2 protein-coding genes and 1 tRNA gene are annotated in these 2,544 nt (G+C 43.0%); all 3 read right to left on the bottom strand.

Features of this window, described 5'->3' with window-relative positions; all coding sequences use genetic code 11:
• Positions 1 to 321, bottom strand: a 321-nt coding sequence (infC, locus tag ACOSYY_RS19990) for a translation initiation factor IF-3 (RefSeq protein WP_526023351.1), incomplete at its 3' end; no start/stop codon positions are given.
• Between the two features lie 24 nt (positions 322 to 345).
• Positions 346 to 2,235, bottom strand: a complete 1,890-nt coding sequence (gene thrS, locus ACOSYY_RS19995; RefSeq protein ID WP_421664718.1) for a threonine--tRNA ligase — start codon at positions 2,233 to 2,235, stop codon at positions 346 to 348.
• Positions 2,236 to 2,271: 36 nt separating this feature from the next.
• Positions 2,272 to 2,346: transfer RNA gene (locus tag ACOSYY_RS20000), tRNA-Val, on the bottom strand.
• Positions 2,347 to 2,544 lie beyond the last annotated feature (198 nt).

Consider the following 2,544-nt stretch of genomic DNA (forward strand, 5'->3'; position numbering starts at 1 on the left):
TTTAATTTTATAATCACCGATATCCGTGGCTGGTCGAAATTTAATTTCTTTAAGTTGCTGCTGTTTGGTTTTTTTCTTTTGTAGCGCTTGCTTCTTATTGATCTCAAACAGGTATTTACCATAGTCCATAATTCGACAAACAGGTGGATCAGCATTGGGTGCAATTTCAACCAAATCTAAGCCAGCATCTTGTGCTTTAATTTGGGCTTCGCGAGTGGGGACAATGCCTACGGGCTCACCATCGGCATCAATTAACCGAATTGATTTAGCATCAATTTCATCATTGATCCTGGCCTGCTTTTTATCTGTCTGAACGCTAATGGGTTTATCTCCTCTGTGGATTAACTATTGATTAACAAGTTGTGTGAAGGCAGTGATTGTCATCGAGCCCAAGTCCTCACCGGATTGAGTGCGGACGGCGACTTCTTCAGCCGCTTTTTCACGATCTCCAATCACCACTAAATACGGAACACGCGCAATGGTGTGCTCTCGAATTTTAAATCCTACTTTTTCGTTTCTCAAGTCAGTAATGACTCTTAAACCTTGCTGTTTAAGTTTAGACGCTGTTTCTAAAACGGCATCCCGTTGATTCTCCGTAATATTCATGATCACCGCCTGAACAGGCGCTAACCAAGTGGGAAATTGACCCGCATAATGCTCGATCAAAATACCTAAAAAGCGTTCCATGGAACCCAACATGGCTCTGTGCAACATGACAGGTGTTTGTTTAGATCCATCTTCTGCAATATAACGAGCATCTAATCGACCTGGCATCGAGAAATCAACTTGCATGGTACCGCATTGCCAAACACGACCTATACAGTCTTTTAGTGAAAATTCGATTTTGGGGCCGTAAAAGGCTCCTTCTCCCGGATTCAATTCCCATTGAATGCCTTTATTATTTAATGCTTCTTCCAAAGCTTTTTCGGCTTTATCCCAGAGTTTTTGATCGCCAATACGATTATCCGGTCGGGTAGAAAGTTTCATCAGTACATCAGTAAAACCAAAATCGGCATAAATTTTTAAGAGTTGGTCGATAAATGCTGATACCTCGGATTGTATTTGATCTTCAGTACAAAAAATATGGGCGTCGTCTTGTACAAAATTTCGTAGTCGCATTAAACCATGCAAAGTACCTGAGGGTTCATTTCGATGACATGATCCAAACTCTGCTAAACGCAAAGGTAAATCGCGATAACTTTTAATGCCTTGATTGAAAACTTGAATATGGCAAGGGCAATTCATAGGCTTGATAGCATATGTGTGCGGATCAGCCTCCACTAAGAACATATCCTTTGAGAACATCGCCAAATGTCCTGACTTCTCCCACAATCTGCAATCGACTAATTGTGGTGTACGAATCTCTTGGTAGCCATTATCTTGAAAATAGTGACGGATATGATTTTGCAAAATATTGTACAGTGTAGCCCCATTGGGGTGCCAAAAAATCATGCCGGGTGCTTCTTCTTGGATATGGAATAGATCCATTTTTTTTGCGATTTTACGATGGTCGCGTTTTTCCGCTTCTTCTAAGCGAGTAATATAATCCGACAATTGTTTTTTATCAGGCCAAGCAGTGCCATAAATGCGCTGCAACATTTCATTATTAGAATCGCCACGCCAATAAGCACCCGCCAATTTCGTTAATTTAAAGGCTTTAATTTTTCCGGTGGAAGGTGTATGCGGCCCACGGCAAAGATCCACAAAATCGCCCTGGCGATAAATTGTCAAGATTTCGGTGGAAGGGATATCTTCGATGATTTTGGCTTTGTATTCTTCACCCATGCCACGAAATAGTCTAATCGCGTCATCTCGAGAAATTTCTTCACGACTGACAGGAAAATCGTTTTCAGCAAGGGCTGTCATCCGCTCTTCGATTTTAATTAAATCTTCGGGGGTAAAGCCCGGGGGATAAGAAAAATCATAATAAAAACCGTCTTCAATCACAGGGCCAATGGTCACCTGTGCTTCGGGAAATAATTGTTTGACGGCATGCGCCAATAGATGAGCCGATGAATGCCTGATAATGTCGAGGCCTTCCTGATCTTTATCGGTAATAATAGCGATATCGACATTACTGTCTAAAACCCGCGAAGTATCGAGAAGCTTTCCGTCGACCTTAGCGGCTAAAGCGGCTTTTGCTAAACCAGCACCTATACTTTGGGCGACTTCTTGGACCGTGACAGGACCGTCAAATTGCTTTTGACTACCATCCGGAAGCGTTATTGTCGGCATTCTATCATCCATTCTCTCTCATCAATTCAACGTTCTTGGTAGGCACGAGTGGTATCGAACCACCGACCCCCACCATGTCAAGGTGGTGCTCTACCACTGAGCTACGTGCCTATAACCATGACTAGGAAAGCCGATAAAGATACCATCTCCACGGAAAAAGGGGAAGGGGGCAGTGATAAGACCCGCCCCCTTTCCCCCCTTAAAATTGTTTCAACAGGACTTGCGGCACAGGCATTAAGAGGAATCTACCGGTCATTTCAGCAAAATGCTCAGGACTTGCGCTACAGTAGAAACTGATGGGTTGTACTG

It is taken from the genome of Nitrospira sp. BLG_2, assembly GCF_049222245.1.

Excerpts from the sequence above, each read along its gene's own strand:
- thrS (WP_421664718.1), bottom strand. The coding sequence starts at position 2,235 with ATGCCGACAATAACGCTTCCGGATGGTAGTCAAAAGCAATTTGACGGT.